This is a genomic window from Pseudorhodobacter ferrugineus DSM 5888 (assembly GCF_000420745.1).
In the GTDB taxonomy this organism is placed as follows: Bacteria; Pseudomonadota; Alphaproteobacteria; order Rhodobacterales; family Rhodobacteraceae; genus Pseudorhodobacter; species Pseudorhodobacter ferrugineus.
This window is the reverse complement of record NZ_ATVN01000013.1, coordinates 40,962-58,920: the sequence shown is the minus strand read 5'-3', so window position 1 is coordinate 58,920 and position 17,959 is coordinate 40,962. Positions and strand designations below refer to the sequence as shown.

17 protein-coding genes and 1 other RNA gene are annotated in these 17,959 nt (G+C 61.2%); 5 read left to right on the top strand and 13 right to left on the bottom strand.

The window, feature by feature from the left end:
* Window positions 1–8 precede the first annotated feature (8 nt).
* A complete protein-coding gene (locus G560_RS0112410) occupies window positions 9–1,757 on the bottom strand; it encodes a DNA polymerase III subunit gamma/tau (RefSeq protein ID WP_022704631.1) in 1,749 nt (582 codons plus the stop codon).
* Window positions 1,758–1,852: 95 nt separating this feature from the next.
* Between G560_RS0112410 and G560_RS0112405 the strand changes: the two genes are divergently transcribed.
* Window positions 1,853–2,296 (top strand): phosphatase domain-containing putative toxin, encoded by a 444-nt coding sequence (locus G560_RS0112405; RefSeq protein WP_022704630.1) that lies wholly within the window; start codon window positions 1,853–1,855, stop codon window positions 2,294–2,296.
* Between the two features lie 10 nt (window positions 2,297–2,306).
* Here the strand turns inward: G560_RS0112405 and rsgA are convergent, their stop codons facing one another.
* From rsgA to smpB, 6 genes are all read right to left on the bottom strand, one after another.
* The gene (gene rsgA, locus G560_RS19235) at window positions 2,307–3,359 is read right to left on the bottom strand and encodes a ribosome small subunit-dependent GTPase A (protein WP_231575840.1); all 1,053 of its coding nucleotides are present in this window, start codon (window positions 3,357–3,359) and stop codon (window positions 2,307–2,309) included.
* 72 nt (window positions 3,360–3,431) lie between these two features.
* Window positions 3,432–3,530, bottom strand: an RNA gene (gene ffs / locus G560_RS20680) — signal recognition particle sRNA small type.
* A 36-nt stretch (window positions 3,531–3,566) separates the two neighbouring features.
* Window positions 3,567–4,199, bottom strand: coding sequence for an HAD family hydrolase (locus tag G560_RS19230; protein WP_022704628.1), 633 nt, complete (start codon window positions 4,197–4,199; stop codon window positions 3,567–3,569).
* Window positions 4,200–4,256: 57 nt separating this feature from the next.
* Complete coding sequence (locus tag G560_RS0112390; protein WP_022704627.1) at window positions 4,257–5,441, bottom strand: amino acid aminotransferase; 1,185 nt, start codon at window positions 5,439–5,441, stop codon at window positions 4,257–4,259.
* Between the two features lie 27 nt (window positions 5,442–5,468).
* A complete protein-coding gene (sseA, locus tag G560_RS0112385) occupies window positions 5,469–6,329 on the bottom strand; it encodes a 3-mercaptopyruvate sulfurtransferase (protein WP_022704626.1) in 861 nt (286 codons plus the stop codon).
* Window positions 6,330–6,487: 158 nt separating this feature from the next.
* Window positions 6,488–6,961, bottom strand: coding sequence for an SsrA-binding protein SmpB (gene smpB, locus G560_RS0112380; RefSeq protein WP_022704625.1), 474 nt, complete (start codon window positions 6,959–6,961; stop codon window positions 6,488–6,490).
* 72 nt (window positions 6,962–7,033) lie between these two features.
* Here smpB and G560_RS0112375 point away from each other — a divergent pair, with 72 nt between their 5' ends.
* Complete coding sequence (locus G560_RS0112375; RefSeq protein ID WP_022704624.1) at window positions 7,034–7,477, top strand: ion channel; 444 nt, start codon at window positions 7,034–7,036, stop codon at window positions 7,475–7,477.
* Between the two features lie 116 nt (window positions 7,478–7,593).
* Here the strand turns inward: G560_RS0112375 and G560_RS0112370 are convergent, their stop codons facing one another.
* From G560_RS0112370 to dapA, 3 genes are all read right to left on the bottom strand, one after another.
* A complete protein-coding gene (locus G560_RS0112370; RefSeq protein WP_022704623.1) occupies window positions 7,594–8,454 on the bottom strand; it encodes a DMT family transporter in 861 nt (286 codons plus the stop codon).
* 55 nt (window positions 8,455–8,509) lie between these two features.
* On the bottom strand, window positions 8,510–9,187 hold the full coding sequence (locus G560_RS0112365) for a cupin domain-containing protein (protein WP_022704622.1): 678 nt from the start codon (window positions 9,185–9,187) through the stop codon (window positions 8,510–8,512).
* A gap of 72 nt (window positions 9,188–9,259) precedes the next feature.
* Complete coding sequence (dapA, locus tag G560_RS0112360) at window positions 9,260–10,135, bottom strand: 4-hydroxy-tetrahydrodipicolinate synthase (protein WP_022704621.1); 876 nt, start codon at window positions 10,133–10,135, stop codon at window positions 9,260–9,262.
* 163 nt (window positions 10,136–10,298) lie between these two features.
* Here dapA and G560_RS0112355 point away from each other — a divergent pair, with 163 nt between their 5' ends.
* Window positions 10,299–12,263: a lytic transglycosylase domain-containing protein gene (locus G560_RS0112355; protein WP_022704620.1), complete on the top strand. Its 1,965-nt coding sequence runs from the start codon at window positions 10,299–10,301 to the stop codon at window positions 12,261–12,263.
* Here G560_RS0112355 and G560_RS0112350 read toward each other — a convergent pair.
* Together G560_RS0112350 and G560_RS0112345 are read right to left on the bottom strand one after the other, a co-directional pair.
* Complete coding sequence (locus G560_RS0112350) at window positions 12,260–13,909, bottom strand: thiamine pyrophosphate-binding protein (RefSeq protein ID WP_022704619.1); 1,650 nt, start codon at window positions 13,907–13,909, stop codon at window positions 12,260–12,262. The two genes, G560_RS0112355 and G560_RS0112350, sit on opposite strands and share 4 nt — an antisense overlap.
* Window positions 13,910–13,974: 65 nt before the next feature.
* Window positions 13,975–15,018, bottom strand: a complete 1,044-nt coding sequence (locus G560_RS0112345; protein ID WP_022704618.1) for an NAD(P)/FAD-dependent oxidoreductase — start codon at window positions 15,016–15,018, stop codon at window positions 13,975–13,977.
* Between the two features lie 53 nt (window positions 15,019–15,071).
* Here G560_RS0112345 and mnmC2 point away from each other — a divergent pair, with 53 nt between their 5' ends.
* Together mnmC2 and G560_RS0112335 are read left to right on the top strand one after the other, a co-directional pair.
* Window positions 15,072–15,746 (top strand): tRNA (5-methylaminomethyl-2-thiouridine)(34)-methyltransferase MnmC2, encoded by a 675-nt coding sequence (mnmC2, locus tag G560_RS0112340; RefSeq protein ID WP_028914052.1) that lies wholly within the window; start codon window positions 15,072–15,074, stop codon window positions 15,744–15,746.
* A complete protein-coding gene (locus tag G560_RS0112335) occupies window positions 15,743–16,636 on the top strand; it encodes a DMT family transporter (RefSeq protein ID WP_022704616.1) in 894 nt (297 codons plus the stop codon). Before mnmC2 ends, G560_RS0112335 begins: the two co-directional genes overlap by 4 nt.
* A 48-nt stretch (window positions 16,637–16,684) precedes the next feature.
* Here the strand turns inward: G560_RS0112335 and G560_RS0112330 are convergent, their stop codons facing one another.
* Window positions 16,685–17,899: a TsoY family (seleno)protein gene (locus G560_RS0112330; protein ID WP_028914051.1), complete on the bottom strand. Its 1,215-nt coding sequence runs from the start codon at window positions 17,897–17,899 to the stop codon at window positions 16,685–16,687.
* Window positions 17,900–17,959: the final 60 nt, after the last annotated feature.

Here is a 17,959-nt window from a genome sequence, read left to right as displayed (position 1 = left end):
GTCCAAGGCTAGCCTTCCTCGAACGGGTCCCATTCATCCTCAACCTCGGGCAGGGCATCAAAGGCCGCCTCCAGCTCGGGTTTACGCATCGCGGTGATTTTCACCCCCGGAAAGGCGGCGAACACGGCTTGCACCAGCGGGTTCTCCATCGCCTTCGCTTCCGCCTCGATCCGGCCTTTGTCTTGATCCTCGGCAATCGTTGCTGCACCGCCGGTATTCACCACCGTCACGGCCCAGCGTTGCCCTGTCCACCCCTGAAGCCGCCCCGCCAGCCGCGCCGCAAGGTCACGTGGGGCTTTTTCGGTCGGTTCAAATTCAATCCGACCGGGCGTATATTTTGCCAGCCGCAAGTTCGTCTCAACCTCGACCAGCAAGGTCATATCGCGGCGTTCGCGGATCAGGTCGACAACATGCTCAAAGGTGACAAAACTTTCCAAGGCACCAGGGGCAAGCACCACCGCCGCCGATTGCCCGCCTTGCATGGTGACGGCCCCATGAACCGGCCCCATCGCGGGGGCATGCAGCCGCGTGGTGGCATGCACCATCCCGCCCCCGCCGCTCGCAGGCGCGCCGCCAGTGGGGGCCGCGTTTTGGGCCGTTTGCAGTTTGCGGATCAGGGTTTCGGGGTCGGGCAAATCGGCGACATGGGTCAGGCGGATCACGGCCATTTCTGCCGCCATCATCGCATTCGGGGCCAGCGCCACCTCTTCCAGCGATTTCAACAGCATTTGCCACATCCGCGTTAGCACCCGCATCGGCAGGCGCGACGACATATCAAGGCCGCGCTTGCGCTCATCAGGCGGGATGGTTGGGTCATCTGCGGCCTCTGGCGTGATTTTTATAACCGACAACCAATGTGTAATTTCTGCCAAATCGCGCAGCACGGCCATCGGGTCCGCGCCGTCTGCATATTGGCCCGCCAGTTCGGTCAAGGCCGCCGCCGCGTCACCGCGTACGACCATATCAAACAGATCCAGCACACGGCCCCTGTCGGCCAGCCCAAGCATCGCGCGGACTTGGTCGGCAGTGGTTTCGCCAGCCCCGTGGCTGATCGCTTGGTCCAGCAGGGATGTCGCATCACGCGCCGACCCTTCGGCAGCGCGGGTAATCAGGGCCAGCGCGTCATCGGAAATATTCGCGCCTTCGCCTTTGGCAATCTTTTGCAGCAGGGCGATCTGCACCTCGGGTTCAATCCGTTTCAAATCAAACCGCTGGCAGCGCGACAATACGGTCACGGGAACTTTGCGGATTTCGGTTGTCGCAAAGATGAATTTTACATGGGCTGGCGGTTCCTCGAGCGTTTTCAGCAGCGCGTTGAACGCGTTGGTCGACAGCATGTGAACTTCATCGATGATATAGATTTTGTAGCGGGCTGATGTGGCGCGGTAGGCCACCGAGGCGATGATTTCGCGGATGTCATCAACGCCAGTACGCGAGGCGGCGTCCATTTCCATCACATCGACATGGCGACCTTCCATGATCGACTTGCATTGATCACAGACGCCGCAAGGTTCGGTCGTGGGGCCACCCGTGCCATCGGGGCCAACGCAGTTCAGGCCTTTGGCGATGATCCGCGCCGTGGTGGTTTTGCCGGTGCCACGAATCCCTGTCATAATAAAGGCTTGCGCGATGCGATCTGCGGCAAAGGCGTTTTTCAAGGTGCGCACCATCGCCGACTGGCCGACCAAATCGGCAAAGGTTTCGGGCCGGTATTTGCGGGCCAAAACCTGATAGGCGGGTTGGGCGGTGTCTGACATGCGGTTCCCTCGGATTCGTCGTTGGGGGTAATCTAAGCACTCGCTTGCGGCGCGTCCACCCGTGGGGCTAGTCTATTGGAAAATGGGGGCGCACGGTGTTTTCGATTTCCGAGATTTCAGTGGGGGGCGGGGTGTTGGGCCTGTGCCCTTTGCCGCAAGCGGGCGATGTGGCGGCCTTGCAGGACTGGCGGGCGGATTTGGTGCTGAGTTTGGTGGAACCTGCTGAATTTGAAGCGTTATCACCGGATCTGAACGGGGCTTTGGCGGCGGAGGGGATTGCGCAGCGCTGTTTTCCGATTGCCGATTATGGCGTGCCAATGGGCGGTTGGGGCGACCTGTCAGCCGATCTGCACGCTGCTTTGGCGAATGGCGCGCGGATTGTGGTGCATTGCCGGGGCGGTTGCGGGCGCACGGGGATGATTGCGCTGCGGTTGATGGTGGAATTGGGTGAGGCGCCTAAGGCGGCCTTGGCGCGGCTGCGTTTGGTGCGGCCTTGTGCGGTGGAAACGGATGCGCAAGGGGTTTGGGCGGGCCTTTGATTTGGGCGCTTTAGCGTTTTTTATGCTTTTGCGCGGCTTTGATTTGCTTGGCCACCGCTTTGCCCTTGCCGCGTTTGGTGATGCCGTAGCCTTTGCCCATCGCAGCACCGGAACTGGCGGTGTTCACCGCATCTTCGGCCGATAATTTGCGCCAGCGGTCAAGGCGGTCGGCGTCAATCTCGCCACTTTTAATTGCGGCTTGCACGGCGCAACCGGGTTCGCCTTCGTGCGCGCAATCGCGGAATTTGCATTGGGCGGCAAGCTCGGTAATCTCGGCAAATGTCACATCAATGCCCGTGGCCGCGTCTGAAACGCCCAGACCGCGAATGCCCGGCGTGTCGATCAGCCAGCCGCCTTGGGGCAAGGGGTGCAGGCTGCGGGCGGTGGTGGTGTGGCGGCCGCGCGTGTCATCGCGCACGCCTTGGGTCGCCTCATCTCCACCGGTTAAGGCATTGGTTAAAGTGGTTTTTCCGACACCGGACGAGCCGGACAGCGCCACCGTTTTGCCCATTGTACACCACTGCGCCAGCCGTTCGGGCACATCAGGGGCGTGGGCATCCAGCACCAGAACTGCAAGGTCGCGGCCCAGCTTTTGCGCCTCAATGGCATAGCTTTCGGGGTCATCAGCCATATCGGCTTTGGTCAACAAAATTACGGGTTCGACGCCTGCGTCATGCGCAAGGGTCAGATAGCGTTCAAGGCGCGCCACGTTGAAATCGGCGTTGCAGGACGTCGTGATAAACAGCGTGTCGATGTTTGCGCCGATCAGGCGGTATTCACCGATATTGCGGCTGCCTGCGCGGGAATGGACACGGCGTTGCAGCAGGCTGTGACGGTCCAACCGCCTACGCATCACAGATTGGCTGGCGGAAATCATCACCCAATCGCCCACGGCAAAGCTGCCCGAGGGGTGGCCATTGGGCAGCGCCACCTCGCGCGGGCCATCGGCCGTTAGCACTGCCAAACGGTCGCGGTGCACTTGGGTCACGCGGGCGGGCAGGCTGCCGTCATCGTCTGGGGTGATTTGGCGCGCGAAATCTTCGGTCCAGCCGAGGGTAGCCAAAGCATTGTTTTCAATAAGGGAAATGGTGTTGCATCCCAATGCGGGCGGCCATATTGCGCCGCGTGGGGGGTAGGGTGAGAGGCTGGACATCGACCCAAGTGGGGCTCGTTGTGGCTGCTTCCTTCCGGACCTGACCAGGTTGGCGAGGCACCTGCCCGCGCCAACCTCTCACCCCTCATATAAGACGAGGATAGGGGATTCGCAAGATCACTTGGGAATAAGGCCGATTTCGCGTGCGCCCGTCAGCAAATCGGGGGCGACCAGATGGGCAAAGCGGCCAGAGGCGGGGTTGATATCAGGGACTTGGACCACGGTCATGCCGGCGCTGTGGGCGGATTCTGCGCCTGCCTCGCTATCTTCAAACGCCACGCAACGGGCGGGATCGACGCCCAAAAGATGGGCGGCCAACAGGAACGGATCGGGGGCGGGCTTGGCGTGTTTCACATCGTTGAAGGTGACGAAGTGTTTGAAATAGCGAGAAATATCGCTGACACCCAGCTTGTAATCCAACTGTGCGCGGGTCGAGGATGTGGCAATCGCGATGGGCAGATCAATCGCGCCCAGAAGGTCATGGGTGCCAGGTTTTAGCGGGATGCCTTTGGCGTAATGCGCGGCGACCTGGCGGGTCCACACCGCTGTGAAAGTGGCGAAATCCAGATCGGGAAACTGCGCGCGGATAAGGCCTGCGCCTGTCACGTCATCCCGCCCGATCAGCCCGTGCAAAAACGCGGGGTCGACGGTCACACCGCATTCGGCAAAGGCCAGAATGCCAGCCGCTTGGGTCAGGCTTTCGGTGTCGAGCAAGGTGCCGTCCAGATCAAAGATGACTGCATCAAACATGCGTATTTTTCCCGTATGCTGTCTGTATGTTTTCCGTACATACACCCGTGTGTACGGTCAAACGCCTGCGTCGATGATGGCCTGCGCCAAAATCGGGACGGTGCGGGCGTTCAGGCCTGCGATGTTCATGCGGCTGTCACCGACCATATAGATGCCGTGATCGCGGCGCAGGGATTCGACCTGTTCGGGCGTGGCCCCAAGGCGCGAGAACATGCCGCGATGCTGGGCGAGAAAGCCAAAACGGTCGGACCCCGACAGGCGGCGCAATTCGGCGGCGAGGGTTTCGCGCAAGGTGAGCATGTTCTGGCGCACCTCTTCCAGTTCTGCCTGCCAATCGGCGCGCAAGGCGGGGTCGTTCAGGATCATGGTCACAAGGCGCGCGCCATGATCGGGGGGGAAGCTGAAATTTTGGCGGTTCAGAAAGGCAAGGTTGCCCTGGACCACGGCGCGCATGTCGGCCTTGGGCGACACGGCGATCAGGATGCCCGTGCGTTCACGGTAGATGCCAAAGTTTTTGGAACAAGACGCGGCGATCAGCAGTTCGGGCAGGCGGGCGGCCAAAAGGCGCATACCCGCGGCGTCAGCCTCTAGCCCGTCACCAAAGCCTTGGTAGGCAATGTCGATAAACGGGATTGCGCCGGTTTTTTCCAACAGATCGGCCACGGCGGCCCATTGGGGCAGGGTCAGGTTTGCGCCGGTCGGGTTGTGGCAGCAGGCGTGGAGCAAGACGACATCACCTGCTTTGATTTGGCCCAGATCGGCCAACATGCCGTCAAAATCGACGCCACGGGACTCGGTGTCGAAATACCGATATTCGGACATGGTCATGCCCAGATATTTGATGATTGACGGGTGATTGGGCCATGTGGGGTTGGACAGCCAGACCGTTGCATCGGGGCTGGCAAGTTGGATCAGTTCCAGCGCCTGACGAATGGCACCTGTGCCGCCGGGGGTGGCAATTGCAGACAAGCGGTCGGCGGGCACAGTGCCGTCCAACAGCAAATCCTGCATGGCGGTCGCATAGGCGGGTTCGCCTGCAAGGCCGGTGTAGGTTTTGGTGACTTCGGTTTCCCAAAGCTGTTTTTCCGCTGCTTTGACCGCCCGCATCACAGGGGTCAGGCCCGTTGCATCCTTGTAAACCCCGACCCCAAGGTCGATTTTGGTATCCCTTGGGTCATCCTTGAACATCTGGATCAGTTGCAGGATTTTGTCTTGGGGTTGGGCGTGCAGGGCGTTCAGCATTTTGTGGGCTTTCAAAGTATCAGAGGGTTAACCTTTGGCGATAGGCAGGTCGTCAAACATGCCCCACTCGGACCAAGAGCCATCATAAAGCGCGTGATTGCGGTGGCCGATCCGTTCCAGCCCAAGGCTGAGGATTGCCGCCGTCACCCCTGAGCCGCAAGTGGTGATGACGGGTCTGGACAGGTCAACGCCTGCGGTTTCAAACGCCGCTTTCAGCGCGGGTGGCGCCTTCATCGTGCCGTTATCATTCAGCAAATTACCAAAGGGCAGGTTTTTGGAGTTGGGGATATGACCGGACCGCAGACCTGCGCGGGGTTCGGCCACCTCGCCTTTGAAACGCGGGGCGGCGCGGGCGTCGATGATTTCGACTTGTGCCAATTTGGAGGCTGACGCCACTTGGGTCACATCTTTGACCAAACCGGATTGGCGCTGCACGGTGATGTGGCGGTCGCGGACCACGGGGGGCATATCTTCGACCTCGCGGCCTTCGGCCAGCCATTTGGGCAGGCCGCCATCCAGCACGGCGACATCGGTTTTGCCCATCAGGCGGAAGGTCCACCAGACGCGGGCGGCGGAAAATAGGCCTGTGCTGTCATAGACCACCACTTGATGCCCGTCGCCTATGCCCATCGCGCGCATGCGGCTGATGAATTTTTCCACCGGCGGGGCCATGTGGGGCAGGTCAGAGCGGTGGTCCGAGATTTCATCAATATCGAAAAACCGCGCGCCGGGGATATGGGTGCTGTTGTATTCGGCGCGTGCATCGCGGGCCGCGGCGGGCATGTGCCACGAGGCATCAATGATGCGCAGATCTGGGTCTTTGAGATGCTGGGCCAGCCACTCGGTCGAGACGAGGGTTTTTGGGTCATCTTGCGGGGCGGGGGTCATCGTTGGCTCCTTGCTGCAATGCGTCGGGTATATCGGATCGCGCGATTGAGGCAAGGGCAGAGCGGGGTGGGTCATGCAAAACTGCCCCAGCATGGGGTGCAGGGGCGGCCCAATCGGGCAAAAGGTGGCATGGTGTTGCGGGTTTTACAGGCCGGATGTCAGCGATTCTGCTTTAGCAACCGTGCTTTTTGCCTGTCCCAATCGCGTTTGGCCGAGGTTTCGCGCTTGTCCGCGTTTTTCTTGCCTTTGGCGATGCCGATTTTCAGTTTTACTGTGCCGCGTTCGTTGAAATACATCTTTAGCGGCACGATGGTCATGCCTTCGCGGGCCGTGGAATTCCACAGGCGGGCCAGTTCCTTTTTGGAAACCAGCAGCTTGCGCTTGCGGCGTTCGTCATGGCCCCAGGTTTTGGCTTGCAGGTAGGGGGCGATATAGCCGTTGATCAGCCACAGCTCGCCGTCCTCAACGCTTGCATAGCTTTCGGCGATGTTGGAGCCGCCTTGGCGCAGGGACTTTACCTCGGACCCGAGCAGCATGATGCCGGCCTCGATATCATCTTCGATTGCGAAATCGAACCGCGCGCGGCGGTTTTCGGCAATCAGTTTGGAATTGGGGTCGCTGTGTTTTACCATAGCCCATCAGATAGGGGTTCGCGCCGCGACTGTCCAGATGGGCGCGCGTTTGGGCGCGGGTAAAGGAGCCGTATGATTTTACAGATTGCCATAGGCACGGGGTTGATGATGCTGTCGATTGCCGTAGGCGGGGCGGGGATTTTGGCGATGGAGATGGGGTTTGCGCGCAGTCACCGTTGGTTGGTGCGCGAACCGCATCGGCCCAAGCTGCTGTTGGTGATGCTGGGTGTGTCGTTTGTGGTGTTGGGGATTATTACGGCGGGGGTCTGGATTTGGGCGCTGGCGTTTTGGGGGTTGGGGATTTTTGTGACGCTGGAAGCGTCGGTGTATTTTTCCTTGGTCAGTTTCACCACGCTGGGGTTTGGCGATGTGCTGTTGCCGCGTGAATGGCGGTTGTTAAGTGGAATGGCGGCGGCGAATGGGTTGCTGAATTTCGGGTTGCTGACCGCGTTGTTGGTTGAGGCGCTGCGCCATGTGCGGTTGGGGCAGATGAATGCGCGCAAGCGGCCGGATTAGAGGCGCCGCGCGATTAGGGTGTAGTTTATGGGCCGTTGCGCGGGTTGGTTATGGCATTGGTAACGTGTTTTCATAGCCGCACGATCGCCCAAGGCAAAGCGTTGCGCAAGGTCCGGTTAGCCTGCCTTGCGTCCGCGTAGCAGGGTGTAAATGCCCGAGGCGACAATGATTGCGCTGCCAAGCAAGGTGGCGGCGTCGGGGCGTTCGGCAAAGACGAGTGTGCCGAGGATCAGCGCGAACAGCAGGCGTGTATAGCGGAACGGGGTGACGACCGACACCTCGCCCACACGCATTGCGGCGGTTAGGGCGTAATAGCCCGCCACGCCGAACACGGTTGCAGCGGCAAGGGCCGCGCTGGTGGCGGCATCAGGCACAACCGCGCCGCCTGTCCATGCCAAAAGGCCTGCGCCGGTGGGCACCATCATGGCAAAGCCGTAGACGCCAAGGGTCAGGTTTGACAGGGTTTTGGGCGCGGCGCGGGTGGCGAGGTCACGGCCGGCAAAGCCGAGCATGCCCAGCACGGCCAGAATCGACAAAGGTGTGAACCCCTCCAATCCCGGCCGCAGTATGATTATAACGCCTGCAAAGCCCGCCATGATCGCCGCCCAGCGCCGCCAGCCCACGCGTTCGCCAAACACTAGCGCCGCCCCTGCGACGACGACCAAAGGGGTGGCTTGGAGAATGGCGGAGGCCGAGGACAGTGGCGTCATGGCGATGGCGAGTGTGTAGAACAGCCGTCCCATCACCTCGAACACTGCGCGGGTCAGAATGGGGCGCGACAGGATGTCGGGGTTGAGGAGCTGCGCGCCTTGGCGTTTGGCGAGTATGGCAAAGCCGACCATCCCCGCCGCACCAAAGATCATCAGGATTTGGCCCACAGGGACAGTGCGGGCGGCGGTTTTCAAGAACATATCTTCAACCGCAAAGCCCGCCATAGCCGCGATCATCAAAAGCCCACCGCGTGTGTTGTTGTTCATGGGGCGACCTTTGGTTGGTTTGGCGACTGTTTGCTGCGGATGGAACGACCCCCGCTTAGGCGGGCAGGCGCAAACTGTCGGGATGCAGGTGGCCCGTCTTCACATAGATCAGACAGCCTTCATCGGACCAAGGTTGGTGGCGCGATTGGTGGGGGCTGCGCAGCCAGCTTCCGGCGGGATAGCTGCCGTGTTCATCTTGAAACGTGCCGTCTATCACAAAGATCTCTTCGCCGCCCCAATGGGCGTGGGGGGTAAAACGGGTGCCGGGGGCCCAGCGCACAAGGGCCACGTTTTCGCTGGGGCCGCTGTGCAAGGGCAGAACCGATAGCCCCGCAACCATGCCGGGCCGAAAGGTTGCGTTGGCGGAGTCGATTTTAACCGGCACGTCATCGGAGGGGTCGAATTGGTGCAGTTTCACAAATATGGTGCAGCCTTGTTTGGTGTGAGGCGTGTGGCTGGTGCCGATGGGATTGCGGATGTAACTGCCAGCGGGATAATCGCCGGTTTCATCGGAAAACACGCCGTCCAGCACCAAAAATTCTTCACCACCCGCGTGGGTATGGGGGGTAAATTGGCTGTCGGGGGCAAAGCGCACAAGGCTGCTGGCGCGTGCCACCTCGTCGCCAACGCGGTCCAGCATCATGCGGGTGACACCTGCAGCGGGAGACGCAACCCATATGTGGTCTTGCGGGCGAACCACAACGCGCTGGGTGAAGTCAGCGTTCAATCGCATGCGGGGATCCTTTGGGTTTGGGCGCACATCCGGCAGGCTGTTGCGCTGTGCCGGATGTTTGGGGTTCAACGATCAGTTGATCAGGCCCGCAAAGCGCATGGCGGCATCCATTTTGGCCTTGGCGCTATCGGTCAAGCCCAAAAGTGGCAGGCGCACCTCTTCGGAGCACAGGCCCAATTTGGATAGGCCGTATTTTGCGCCAACCAAGCCCGGTTCGATAAAGATCGCCTCGTGCAGGGGCATCAGGCGGTCCTGGATTTCAAGGGCTGTTTTATAGTCGCCTGCCAAAGTCGCCTCTTGGAACTGGGCGCAGAGGCGCGGGGCGACGTTGGCGGTGACGGAAATGCAGCCGACGCCGCCGTGGGCGTTAAAGCCCAAGGCCGTGGCATCTTCGCCCGACAATTGCACGAAATCCTTGCCGCAGGTGATGCGCTGCTTTGGCACGCGCGACAGGTCACCCGTGGCATCTTTGACACCGATAATGCGCGGCAGTTTGGCCAGCTCGCCCATAGTTGCAGGCGACATATCGACGACCGAACGGCCCGGGATGTTGTAGATGATGATCGGCAGATTGCAGCAATCATGCAGGGCGGTGAAATGCGCGATCAGGCCCGCTTGGGTCGGTTTGTTATAATAAGGCGTGACCACAAGGGCAGCGGAGGCGCCCACGCGTTCGGCATGCTGGATCAGCTCGATCCCTTCGGCGGTATTATTGGAACCCGCCCCTGCGATGACCGGAATGCGGCCAGCGGCGGCTTTGACCACGGCCTCGATCACTTGGGCATGTTCGGCGTGGCTTAGGGTTGGGCTTTCGCCTGTCGTGCCGACGGGGACAAGGCCGTGGCTGCCCTCGGCGATATGCCAGTCGACAAGTTTTTTCAGCGCGTCCAGATCCACTTTGCCGTTTTTCAACGGCGTGACCAAAGCAGGCATTGATCCTTTGAACATGGAACGCGTCTCCCTCTTGCGACAGGGGCGGTTGGATGACTCGCCCCTTTGGTTTCTGTGCCTTCCTAGCCGGATGTGCGCGGCTTGCCAAGCATGGCGCGAAATTGCGCACACGCGGGGATGTGAGTTGCGCCCATGCAGGCACAGTGGCAAGTTGGGCCGTATGAAAACAGTACATGTCACCCGCCTTTTGTCCTTTGTCCGCGCTTGCGGGATGTCTTTGGTTTTATTGGGGGTTGGTTATGCCACGCCCCTGCGCGCCGATGCGGCAGGGGAATTGCGTGCTGCGTTGGGGTTGGCCAGTGGGCGCAATTGGGAACAGGCGCTGGCGGCGGCCCCTGCGGGTGTGGGCCGCGATGTGATCGAATGGCAACGCCTGCGCGCGGGCGAAGGGTTGCTGGGGGAATATGAGGCGTTTTTGACGCGGCGTGCCGATTGGCCAGGGATGGAATGGCTGCATCAAAAGGGCGAGGTGGCCGTGGTGCGGTCCAATACGCCGGAGCGTGTGGTGGCGTATTTCAAAGCTGACAAAGCCTCGACCGCCGCAGGGTCGATTGCGTTGGTTAAGGCGTTTTTGGCGCTGGGCAATACGGATGCGGCGGGGGCCGAGGCGCGGCGGGCGTGGGTAAGCCTGCGGTTTAACGTGGCGGAGCAGGCAGAGATGCTGGCCCTGCAAGGGGCGGCGTTGCAGGCGGTGCATGCCAAGCGGATGGATATGCTGCTGTGGGCGGGGCGTGACGGCGAGGCGTTGCAAATGCTGCCGTTGGTGTCATCCGGTTTGCAGGCGGTGGCACGGGCGCGGATTGCGTTGCAGGCGTTGCAAGACGGGGTGAACCCGTTGATCGCGGCTGTTCCTGCGGCGCAGGCGGGGAATGCGGGGCTTGCCTATGACCGCTTTGCGTGGCGGGCGCGCAAGGGCAATCTGGACGGGGCGCTCGAGCTTATTTTGGAGCGGTCGGTTTCGGCGGCGTCATTGGGGCGGCCCGAGGCTTGGGCGGATCGGCGTGCGCTGGTTGCGCGGGATTTGGTGCAAGCGGGGCGGATGACGGACGCGTACCGCGTGGCCGCATCGCATCATTTGACCGAAGGCAGCGATTATGCCGAGCTGGAGTTTTTGGCGGGATTTATTGCGCTTCGCAAGCTGAATGACCCGATGACCGCGCGGCGGCATTTCCAGCATTTGAAGCAAGGGGTCAGCACGCCGATCAGCCTGAGCCGAGCCCATTATTGGGAAGGGCGTGCCGAGGAGGCACTTGGCAATTTTGCTGCGGCGCGGGTGGCGTTTGAGGCGGGGGCGAAACATCAGACCGCCTATTACGGCTTGCTGTCGGCGGAAAAGCTGGGGGTGGCGCTGGACGCGGCCTTGCTGGCTGATGCGCGGCCGAATGATTGGGGCAAGGCGGGGTTTGCCAAGTCGTCGGTGTTCGAGGCGGCGCGGGTGTTGCTGGCGGCGGGTGATCTGGAGTTGGGCAAGCGGTTTGTGTTGCATCTGGCCGAGGGTTTGAACCCTGTTGAACTGGGCCAGCTTGCCGATTTCGCGCTGCAAAACCGCCAGCCGCATATTGCGGTATTGATTGGCAAACAGGCGGCATCGCGCGGGGTTATCCTGCCGCATGCCTATTTTCCGGTGGTCGATTTGGTGCCGGACGGGTTGGCGGTGAGCCGTGCGCTGGCCCTGTCGATTGCGCGGCGGGAGAGTGAGTTTAACGTGGGCGTGGTTAGCCCCGCAGGCGCGCTGGGCCTGATGCAGGTGATGCCGGGCACGGCCAAGATGATGGCTGAAAAAACCGGCAAACCCTATGCCGTGGGGCAATTGACCACGGACCCCGCCTATAATGTGGCGCTTGGGGCTGCCTATCTGGCGCAGTTGGTTGAGGAGTTTGGCCCCGCCGTGGCGCTGATCGCGTCAGGGTATAATGCGGGGCCGGGGCGTCCGCGCCGTTGGGTTACGGAATTTGGCGACCCTCGCGTGGCGGGGGTAGATGTGGTGGATTGGGTGGAAACGATTCCATTCAGCGAAACCCGCACCTATGTGATGCGGGTGGTGGAGAGTCTGGTGATTTACCGCGCGAAATTGCGCGGGTCGGTTGGGGTGGTCAATGTCACCTCGGAGTTGACGGGGCGTTAAGCCTTTAGTGCCGCCGCGCGCACTTGGGTCAGGGTTTGGCCTGTGGTTAGCATGTCGGGGTCGAGTTTGAGTTCTATTACCGACAGCACGCCACTGGCCTGCGCGCGGGCAAAGGCGGCTGGAAAATCGGCCTGATCGGTGACGGTTTCGCCGTGGCCGCCGTAGGCCTTTGCCAGTGCTGCAAAGTCGGGGTTGGCAAGGTCGGTGCCCGAGGGGCGGCCCGGGTAATGGCGTTCTTGGTGCATGCGGATGGTGCCATAGCGGCCATTGTTGGCGACGATGACGATGGGTTTGGCGCCGTGTTGGACGGCGGTCGACATTTCATTGCAGGTCATCTGAAAACAGCCGTCACCCGCCATGCAAACCACTGTTTTATCAGGGTTTTGCAAGGAGGCGGCGACAGATGCCGGAAAGCCGTAGCCCATAGAGCCGGAGGTGGGCGCAAGCTGGGTGCCAAACTGGCGGAAGCGGTAATAGCGGTGCAGGAAAGCGGCGTAATTGCCTGCGCCGTTGGTGATAATGCTGTCGGGCGCGAGGTTGGCGGCAAGCCATGTGATGACCTGTTCCAATTTGACCGCGCCGGGGGTCTCGGCCGGTTTTTGCCACGCCTCATAGTCGCTGCGGGCCTGTGCTGTCCAATCGGCCCAAGTGCCTGCACCTTTGGTTTGGGCCAGTGCCTGCACCACATCGGCGGTGGGGGCTGCGATGGCAAGCGCGGGGTGAAAGACGCGGCCCAGCTCATCCGGATCAGGGTGGATGTGCAAAATGCGGGGGCCGGGGCGGGTAGGGTCTAGGATTTGATAGCCATCGGTGGCGATGTCGCCAAAGCGCGAGCCTATGACCAAAATCGTGTCGGCTTTTGCCAATCGCTGCCCCAGTTTGGGGTTCATGCCGACGCCCAGATCACCGGCATAGAGGGGATGGTCGTTGTTCATCCGGTCTTGGCGGCGGAAGGTGACGGCGATGGGCAGGTTCCAGTTTTCGGCAAATTTTGTCAGGGCATCGCTGGCGCTTTGCGTCCAGCCCGAACCGCCTGCCACGACCAGCGGGCGCTGGGCGGTTTGCAGGGCATTGGTGATCGCTGTGATTTGGGCGGGGCTGACGGCCACGGGTTGCGGCGCGGGGGCGGGCAGGTCGGGGACATCGGCGTGGGACGACAGCATATCTTCGGGCAGGGCCAGAATTACGGGGCCGGGGCGGCCGGAATTGGCCACATGAAAGGCGCGGCTGATATATTCGGGCAGGCGTTCGATCTGATCGACCTCGGCCACCCATTTGGCGAGGGTGCCAAAGACGGCGCGGTAATCGACCTCTTGAAACGCCTCACGGTCGCGGTGGGCACGGGCGATTTGGCCGACGAACACCACCATGGGCGTGCTGTCTTGTTTGGCGATATGGATGCCAGCGCTGGCGTTTGTGGCCCCCGGTCCGCGGGTCACGAACACCACGCCGGGTTTGCCGGTCATTTTGCCGTGCGCCTCGGCCATCATGGCAGCGCCACCTTCTTGGCGGCAGACGATATTTTGGATGCCGCTGTCGTGGAGGCCATCAAGGGCGGCGAGAAAGCTTTCGCCAGGTACGGAAAACACGCGGGTGACGCCTTGGGCCACCAGTTGATCCACCAAAATTTGCCCGCCGTGCCGCATGTTCGTTCTCCTTGCCCGTGTTCGGGGGAGTTTGCGCTGGCGCGGGGGCGGGTTCAAGGGGGGCTTTAGATGCTGGCGGCGATGCGAAAGTCATCGGGGATGGTATCGCGCCCGTCCAAGACCAGATCGACCATGCAGGCGGCCACACCCGTTGCCATGCCAAAGCCGATTTTGAAGCCGCCATTGGCGATGAAATGATCTGGCCTGTCGGGCCATGCGCCGAGCATCGGGGCGCGGCTGCGGCTGCGGGGGCGGATGCCGGCCCAGCGTTCGGCCACGGGGGCGGTGGCAAGGCAAGGCAGGGCCGCGCGGGCCTTGGCGATCAGGGTATCGAGTTGCGCATCGGTGCTGGTGGGGTCCGTCCAATCGCGTTCAGACGTAGAGCCGATGGCGACCGTGCCATCGCCGTGGCCGATGATGTGCAGGCCATCGGTAAAGATTTGCGGCAGGGTGGCGGCGTTATATTGCAAGGCGGCGGCTTGGCCCTTTACCCCTGTGCCGATGGGGCGGGTGCGGCCGTGGGAGGCGTCTAGTAGGCCAGCGTAGCCTGTGGCCCAGACTTGCGAGCCTGTGGTTGGGGGGGCATCGCCAAGGATGATTTCGCCGCCTTTGGCCGTGATCGCGGCCACCAAGGCGGCGCAGGCGGCGCGGGGGTGGAGGCGGGCGGTGAGCGTGTCGTGGATGAGCCAGCCGCTGAGGCTGTGGGGTTCCCATGCGGACCCTGTTGTGGGGATAATCTGCCAATCGGCGCGGCCTTGCCACAGGGTTTTGGCGGTGTCTGCGCGGGCATGGGCGAGAGCCAAAGCGGCCTCATCGGCGATGGGTTGCAGGCGGCCTGTGCGGGCATACATCGGGTCTGTGCCGCCTGCGGATTGCACCTGTGCCCACCAGTTTTCGGCACCGAGCAAGCAGTCGAGTTGAAACGCCTTTTTGCTGTTCCAGTTTTCCGGCACATGCGGGGCCAATGCGCCGACGATACCGCCGGAGGAGCCTGCGCCTATGCGTGCCGCTTCCACCACCCGCACGGTTGCGCCGCGTTGCAGGGCGGTCCATGCAATTGACAGGCCAAAGATGCCTGCGCCGTGCACTGTCAGATCTGGCGTTGCCATTCGTGGCCCCTTTGCGCATTGTCGCGTTGACCACCCCTTTAGGCGAAATTCCCATGCCAGACCATAGCCCCGAAACCCCGCCCGCGTTGGACTGGCGCGATGGTGTATTGCCGATATCGACGCAGTTTGATGACCCGTATTTCAGCCTTGCCAATGGGTTGGACGAGACGCGCCACGTGTTTTTGGCGGGCAATGATTTGCCCCAGCGGTTTCGGACTGGATTTCATATCGCGGAATTGGGGTTTGGGACGGGGTTGAACCTGCTGGCCACGTTGTTGGCTGTGGGCGATACGCGGGTGCGTTATACGTCGTTTGAGGCCTATCCGATGGCCGCGCCCGATATTGCCCGCGCCTTGCAGGCGTTCCCTGAGGCGGCGGCAGTGGCGGAGGATTTTCTGACCCAATGGGCGCAAGGTTTGCGGCGGTTTCAGCTGGGGCCGATTGCGGTAGAGGTGATTGTGGGCGATGCGCGCGCGACGTTGCCCGCGTGGGGTGGCCGCGCCGATGCGTGGTATCTGGACGGGTTTTCGCCGGCCAAAAACCCCGAATTGTGGACTGAGGAATTGATGGCCGAAGTGGCGGCGCATACCGCACCGGGCGGCACATTTGCCACCTATACCGCGGCGGGATTTGTGCGCAGGGGCTTGCAGGCCGCCAGATTTGCAGTAGAGCGGCGCAAAGGCCACGGCCATAAACGCCATATGGCGACAGGAAAGTTACTGGAATGACCGTTCAAAATACCCGCCTTGGCATGATGTTGATGGTTTTGACGGTGTTCGTTTTTGCCGTGCAGGACGGGTTTTCGCGTTACCTTGCCGGTGGGTACAGTGTGTTTATGATTGTGATGGTGCGCTATTGGGTGTTTGCGGGGTTTGTGACCGTGCAGGCGGTGATGACGGGCAATTTGCGCAGCGTTGTCCGCACCCGCCATCCGTGGCTGCAAATCGCGCGGTCGGTGCTGTTGATTACGGAAATCTGCGTGATGGTATACGCCTATAACCGCATTGGCCTGATCAACACCCATGCGATTTTTGCGGTGTGTCCGCTGCTGGTGGCGGGGCTTGCCATGCCGATTTTGGGCGAAAAAGTGGGTTGGCGGCGCTGGGTGGCGATTATCATCGGGATGGTCGGGGTTGGGATTATATTGCAACCCGATGACGGCGTGTTTTCGGTGGACAGCCTGTTGCCATTGGCCAGTGCGTTCATGTTTGCACTTTACAGTTTGCTGACCCGCCTTGCCACGCGGGACGAGCCTGCGTTTGTGTCGTTCTTTTGGTCGGGGATTATTGGCTGTGTGTTGATGACGGTGATCGGCTTGCCTTATCTTACCGCGATGCCGCCGTTTGATTTGCTGATGATCGGGGTTTATTCGTTTCTGGCCTTGTTCGGGCATTACCTGCTGATCCGCAGCTATTCGATGGCCGAGGCAAGCGCGTTGCAACCCTTTGCCTATTTGCAGATCGTGTTTGTGACTGTGATCGCAATCGTAGTGTTTGACGAGGTGCTGCATATGAATGTGGTGATCGGTGGGGGCATCGTCATTCTGGCGGGGCTGTTTACCGTGATCCGCAGCCGCCAGAAAAACCAAGGCAAGGCGATGCGGGTGTCGCAGCGATAACGGTGGCAAGTGCAGGGGTGAGGGGCGGTGTGACCCGCCCCCACGTTGTTATTCGGCAGGAATAGCGGCCTGCGTGTTGGCGCTGAAATGCCGTTTGTTCAGCACCAAAACCAGCACAATCATGGCGAGTTGAAAGCCCACCGCCACGGCAGACAAGACCCAATAGGCCGCGCCGAACTTGGCGATCAGGCCCGCGCCGACCAGCCCTTTGTTGATCCAGAATTGCATCAGCACACTGATCGCCACGCCGGGGCAGACCAAGGCGTAGGACCCGACAGATGTTTCACGTCCCGCAAGGAACCGCGCGAAATAGCCCTGCGCGCGCAGCACGGCCAGCCCGAACAGGCCAAAGGCGATTTGAATGGACAGGTACACGGTCAGTTGCCGCATCACATCCCCCGACGCTGCATGTGCGTCGAAATGCACGTGCAACCCGTGGTCTTGGCGCAGCACCAAAATCCCCAAAACCGTAGTCAGCGGGACAAGGATAAGCAGGGTTGGCGCGCTTTCGGCATTCGCCCCGTTTTGCAGCATTGCGGCAAGCCCGAGCACGACGGCGACTGCTGCCCAGAGGAGTGAGATCACCAAAAGCAGGGTCGACGCGATTACGGCGATACCCGACACCACAGCAACTTGTGACATCGCGGCTGGGGCTGACAGGCCAACACCGATCATCGCGATGGCAAAGGCTGGCAGCACTTGGGCAAAGGAGTTATTGGCGGCAAAATTAAACCCGCCTTTGGCGATAACCTGCCCGATGAACCGGCCCGTCTGGGCAAAGGCCAGCAGGGCGGTCAGTGCAAAGCCGATCATGGCCAGCGGAAAGAGGTATTCCACGATGCCCCACAGGTTGGGCACAAAGACGAGGCCCAGGATGAAGCCTACGTTGATCGACATCGCAATCGCCAAGGGCAAAGCGGTGAGCTGGCTTTCGGCGTTGGTGCCCAGCATCGCGCCATAGGCGTCGGTTCGTTTGAAACGGGCCAGTTGGCCCATGTTCCAGATCAGCGATTTCAGGTTCAGAATGGCAAAGCCTGCAATCCCCAGCACGGCCATGACAATGGCGGCCTGTTGCAACATGGCGCCGTTGGCAAAGGCCGCTGCGATATCTTCGAACACCGGAACGGGTTGGCCTTTGTGCGGGACCCACATGTAAAGCCACATGAAAAACGTAACGACCAAGCCGCCGGCACCAACGGATGACAGAAAGTAAAGCGGGCTCCAACGATCGGCGGGGCGGGTATATGCAGATGAGTTTGACATCACAGTCTCCATCAAATTCCAATTATTGAATATGTATAGGCGCGGAAAAGTCCTGTGGCG